This is a genomic window from Roseovarius sp., from assembly GCF_018066915.1.
GTDB lineage: Bacteria > Pseudomonadota > Alphaproteobacteria > Rhodobacterales > Rhodobacteraceae > Roseovarius.
This window is the reverse complement of sequence record NZ_JAGPVV010000171.1, coordinates 1-4956: the sequence shown is the minus strand read 5'-3', so window position 1 is coordinate 4956 and position 4956 is coordinate 1. Positions and strand designations below refer to the sequence as shown.

At 61.6% G+C, this 4956-nt stretch carries 6 protein-coding genes and 1 pseudogene; 6 read left to right on the top strand and 1 reads right to left on the bottom strand.

Annotated features, from left to right (window positions below):
- The 6 genes from KBT70_RS09285 to KBT70_RS09260 form a co-directional block, all read left to right on the top strand.
- Window positions 1–768 (top strand): ABC transporter substrate-binding protein (locus tag KBT70_RS09285; protein ID WP_296631781.1); only part of this gene is annotated, 768 nt, incomplete at its 5' end.
- Window positions 769–836: 68 nt separating this feature from the next.
- Window positions 837–1706, top strand: coding sequence for a branched-chain amino acid ABC transporter permease (locus tag KBT70_RS09280; protein WP_296631778.1), 870 nt, complete (start codon window positions 837–839; stop codon window positions 1704–1706).
- Window positions 1699–2676 (top strand): branched-chain amino acid ABC transporter permease, encoded by a 978-nt coding sequence (locus tag KBT70_RS09275; RefSeq protein ID WP_296631775.1) that lies wholly within the window; start codon window positions 1699–1701, stop codon window positions 2674–2676. The genes KBT70_RS09280 and KBT70_RS09275 overlap by 8 nt, the downstream gene beginning before the upstream one ends.
- Window positions 2673–3440: an ABC transporter ATP-binding protein gene (locus KBT70_RS09270; RefSeq protein ID WP_296631770.1), complete on the top strand. Its 768-nt coding sequence runs from the start codon at window positions 2673–2675 to the stop codon at window positions 3438–3440. The genes KBT70_RS09275 and KBT70_RS09270 overlap by 4 nt, the downstream gene beginning before the upstream one ends.
- Complete coding sequence (locus KBT70_RS09265; protein WP_296631766.1) at window positions 3430–4137, top strand: ABC transporter ATP-binding protein; 708 nt, start codon at window positions 3430–3432, stop codon at window positions 4135–4137. The genes KBT70_RS09270 and KBT70_RS09265 overlap by 11 nt, the downstream gene beginning before the upstream one ends.
- Entirely contained in the window at window positions 4088–4699 is a 612-nt protein-coding gene (locus tag KBT70_RS09260) for a tetratricopeptide repeat protein (RefSeq protein ID WP_296631762.1), read from the top strand. The genes KBT70_RS09265 and KBT70_RS09260 overlap by 50 nt, the downstream gene beginning before the upstream one ends.
- 38 nt (window positions 4700–4737) lie before the next feature.
- Here KBT70_RS09260 and KBT70_RS09255 read toward each other — a convergent pair.
- A pseudogene (locus tag KBT70_RS09255) lies at window positions 4738–4956 on the bottom strand (EamA/RhaT family transporter); the annotation flags it as partial.

Below are 4956 nucleotides of genomic sequence, written 5' to 3'. Positions count from 1 at the left end.
GAGTTGAAAACCGCCGTGATGTGCGCGCAGGATGATGCGCTTGGCCTGCCATCGGTTGCGACCTATCTCGCGGCGTTCGAGGCGGCGGGCATCGAGATGCTGGAAGAGCCGTTGCTGTTTGACCCGGCCACCACGGATTTTGCGCCAGTCGTGACGCGGTTGATGGCCAAGAACCCGGATATCATCTGTCTCGACACCTGCTATTCGGATTATGTGCATCCCATCGCGGAGCAGCTTTTCCAGCAGAATTTCAAGGGTCAGATCATCAGCTGCACGGCGGATTTCTATGACCAGATGATCGCCAAGACCTCCAAGGAATTCATGGAAGGGTTCATATTCCAGTTCCCGGATTTCGACGATCCGGCGCTGAATGCCGAGAGCGTCAATTTCCAGGACCCCAACGGGTTTTATGCCGAATACAACAAGCGGCATCCCGGTCAGTGGGGCGCGGTAAGCTGGGAATATGCCTCGATCATGGACCTGTGGAAGGTCGCGGCGGAAAAGGCAGGCTCTGCCGATCCCGAAGCGGTGTTGGCGGCGATGAAGGATGGCCCCGGCAACCACGCCTTTGGTCAGGCGGAATGGTGGGGCACCGAGCTCTTCGGCATCGACAACGCGCTGGTCGGCGATTGGCCGGTGGTGGCCATCGAGAACGGCAAGGCCGTGATCAAGGAATTCCGCTCGATCCCCGACTGGTACAGCCGGCATGGCGATCTCTTGATCAAGCACATGCAGGCCTATGGCCAGATGTGGGATCAGCGGAGCTGAGCCAGTCTGAGGACAGCGCCCGCAGGACGGGCGCTGTCATCCCTTCTCTCTAAAATTCGAGCATTCCGATGATGGAACTTCTGGCGCAGACCGGCCTCAACGCCGTCTATGCAGCGAGCTATATTTCCTTGGTGGCGGTTGGCCTTGTGCTGATCTTTGGCGTGATGGGTGTGATCAATTTCGCCCATGGCGAATTGTTCATGGCCGGGGCCTATGCGGTGGTCGCCCTCTATGCCGACCTGCATCTGCCGTTCTTTGTGGCCGTGCCCATCGGGATGGTGTTTGTCGGTGTGCTGGGTCTGGTGATGGAGCGGGGGCTCTTTCGACCGCTCAAGGGCAATCCGCTGGGGGGGCTTGTGGCCTCGATCGGGTTTCTGATGATCCTGCAATCGCTGGCGGTGATGGGATTTGGCGTGCGGATGGAGCATATCCCGCCTGTGACGCAAGAGGTCTTGCGCATCTCTGACAAGGTGGGTCTGCCGGTGGCGCGCATCTATGTGATCGTGGCGGCGGTCGTGCTCTTGAGCGCGCTGTGGTATTTCCTCAAGCGGACGCGGTTTGGCTGGGCGTTGCGCGCCTCGGCGCAAGACCCGGAGGCGGCGGCCTTGCAGGGGATTTCGATCACCCAGACCGCGCGCATCGCCATGTTCATCGGTGCGGCGCTGGCGGGAGTGGCGGGCGCGCTGACCGCGCCGCTGGTGTCGGTCAACCCGCATATGGGCCATTCGGTGATCGTCACGGCCTTTATCGTCATCATCGTGGGCGGGGTCGGGTCGCTGGAGGGGGCAATCATCGCCTCGGTGGTCTATGCCTTTGTCCATACCTTCGTCACCACATTCTCGGATGGGGTGCTGGCCGATATCGTGGGTCTGATGCTCATGCTGGTGGTGCTGATCGTCAAGCCCACCGGCCTCTTCGGGAGTGCGGATCGTGCTTAAGTCGGTGATGTTCATACTGGGTGCTGCGGCGCTGATCGCGCTGCCGCATGGCCTGAGTTTCTCGCAACAGGAGATACTCGTCTTTCTCGTGATCAATATTCTCTTGGTCATGTCCTACCGCTTGCTCACGCTGACCGGCGAATGGTCGCTGGGGCATGTGGTGATTATGGGGGTGGGGGCCTATGCCTCGGCTCTCATGACCAAGAATCTGGGCGTGCCGGTGCCGGTGGGCATGATCCTAGGCGGGGTCACAGCGGCGCTCTTGGCGGTCTTGCTGTCCTTTCCGCTCTTTCGGATGAAGGGGTTTTATTTCCTGATCGGATCGTTTGCGGCGGGTGAGATCATCCGCCTGATCTGGAAGCGGTTTCGCGAACCCTTCGGCGGCGTACGGGGGATTTCGGGGATTGATCCGATGCCGGATTTCTCGCTCGGCTTTTACAGTTTCGATTTCTTCGAGCCGGTGTCCTATTATTATTTCGCCGGGGCCATCGTCGCCTTTTGTCTCTGGGTGCTGTGGCGGATCGAGAAATCGCCGGTGGGTCTGACCTTTCACGCGGTGCATTGGCAAGACAAGCTGGCGCAGGCGTCGGGGGTCAATCTGCGGGCCTATCGCACGCTGGCCTTTGCCATCGCCTCGGGCTTTGCCGGCATCGCGGGGGCGTTGCAGGCGCATTATGTCGGCACGGTGAACCCCAATTCGTTCGACATCGAGGTGATGGTCTTTGTGCTGACCTGGGCCATCGTGGGCGGCACGACGACGTTTTATGGCCCCATTCTGGGCTGTGTTCTCTTGACCGTAATCAATGAGATCGTGTTGCGCGGGATGGGGTTCGAGCAGGCGCGCCCCCTCTTTTACGGGGCCATTATGATCCTGTCGATTCTCTTTCTTCCCAATGGGTTGGAGAGCATTGTTCAAAAACTTCTGCCGCGCAAATCCACGGCGAAATCCGATAGAAAGGCCGAAGCATGACCGATTTTCTCGAAATGCGGAACCTGACCATGCGGTTTGGTGGGTTGATGGCGGTGGATGGTCTGTCCTTCAAGGTGGAACATGGCAGCATTCATGGGCTGATCGGGCCGAATGGCGCGGGCAAGACCACCACGTTCAACATGATCTCGGGGTTCTATACGCCGACGTCTGGTCAAATCCTGCTCCGGGGCGAGGATATATCGGGCCTTGCCATGCATGAGGTGGCGCGGCGCGGTGTGGTGCGGACCTTCCAGCACTCGACGCTCTTTGCCGAATTGACGGTGTTGGAGAACGCGCTGGTGGGCACGCATATGCCGTTCCGGCCCAATATCTTTGCCGCGATCATCGGTTGGGATCGCGAAGATCGTCGCGGGGCCGAGGCGCGGGCGCGTGAGGCGCTGGCGTTCTTTGGGCTGGAGGCCATGGTCGACGAGCGTGCCGGGGACCTGTCGCACGGCCATCAACGCGCGCTCGGGCTGGCGGTGGCCTATGCGAGCCATCCCGATGTGATGCTGCTCGATGAGCCCTTTACCGGCATGAACCCCGAGGAAACCCGGCAGATGATGGAACTGATGCGCCGTCTCAAGGCGGATGGGATCACGATCCTCTTGGTCGAGCATGACATGCAGGCGATCATGGGGCTGTGCGATACCATCACCTGCATGAGTTTTGGCAAGTTTTTGGCCGAAGGGGGACCTGCGGAGATCCGACATCATCCGGCGGTGATCGAGGCCTATCTGGGAGGCGCGCGCCATGTTGCTTGAGATGCGCAAGATCGCCGTCAACTATGGCAAGATCAACGCGATACGCGACATTTCCATTGCCGTGCCCGAGGGCAAGATCGTGACGATCATCGGCGGCAATGGTGCGGGCAAGACCACGACGCTGCGCGCGATGTCGGGGATGGTGCCGATTGTGGCGGGCGAAATCCTGTTCGAGGGCACGCGGATTGACCATCTGCCGGCACATAAGGTGGTGGCGCATGGTATTGCGCATGTGCCCGAGGGGCGGCGGATTTTCAAGGAAATGACGGTCGAGGAAAATCTGCGCACCGGCGCATTTCTGCGGCGCGACAAGCCCGAGATCGAGCGCGATCTGGATCAGGTCTATGACCGCTTTCCGCGCCTGCGCGAGCGTCGGGGGCAACGGGCGCAGACCATGTCGGGGGGCGAGCAGCAGATGTTGGCGATTGGTCGGGCGCTGATGTCAAAGCCGCGCCTCTTGCTGATGGACGAGCCGTCGATGGGGTTGGCCCCGGTGATCGTCGAGGAAATCGCGCGGATCATCGAGGAGATCAACGCGCAGGGGCTGTCGGTGGTCTTGGTGGAGCAGAATGCCGAATTGGCGCTGGAACTGGCGCATCATGCCTATGTCTTGGAAACCGGAAACACCGCAATGGAGGGCCCTGCCCATGAGCTACGTGGAAATGAACATGTTCGCGCCGCGTATCTGGGGCTTTGAGCGCGGCGACACCGAAATGCGGGTGGCGCGCGAGGCCGGGTGGTCGCGGGCTGATCTGGTCTGGGAGCGGCTGACCGAGGCGGGCTGTGCGGCCTATATGGCGGGCGACCGGGCGGGGGCTGCGCGACTGCTGCGGCGCGCGGGATGGGTGGCGCGGCTGTTTTTCAGCGCGCAGGATATGCGGCGGGCCACGAGCCTTGCCAATCTGGCGGTTCTGGCGCGCGATGCCGGGCAGGGCGCGCGGGCGGAAGCCTTGCAAAAGCAGGCGCTGAACCTCTGGCGGCGCGCACCTGAGGCGGTAGGTGGGATCGTGTTCAAGCCGCGCAGCCGCTCGTCGCTCTTTCATCTGCGGATGGAGGCGCTGCACCGCGAGACGTTTCACGACAACATGCGCAAGCGCTATCGCGCCATTGCGGCCGAGAGCGATCAGGCGCTCAGGCGATTGCTGGCAGGCGCGCGGCCTGAGCGGCCGATCTGCGCGCGCTGGCGAGGGGAAAAGCCGCCCGTGTTCGATGACGGGCGCAAGTTTCTGGCGGCGGCACTCTTGATTGCCGAGGGCTGAGATTTTTTGAGTATTTGAAGAACGATGAACGGCGGGGGTTAATGCCCACCGCCCAAGATGCCGATGGCGGCAAAGACGCCCAGCACCGCCAGCCATTGCGAGCTGCGCAGGCGTTCGCGCAGGAAGATGGCAGCAAAGAGCACGGTGATCACGCCAAAGGTCGAGGCCCCGATGGCCGCGAATTCGGGCCGCGCGGTCTGGCCTGCGCCGATCACGCAGCCAATGGCCAGCGCGTCGAGCGTGCCCATCAACAGAAG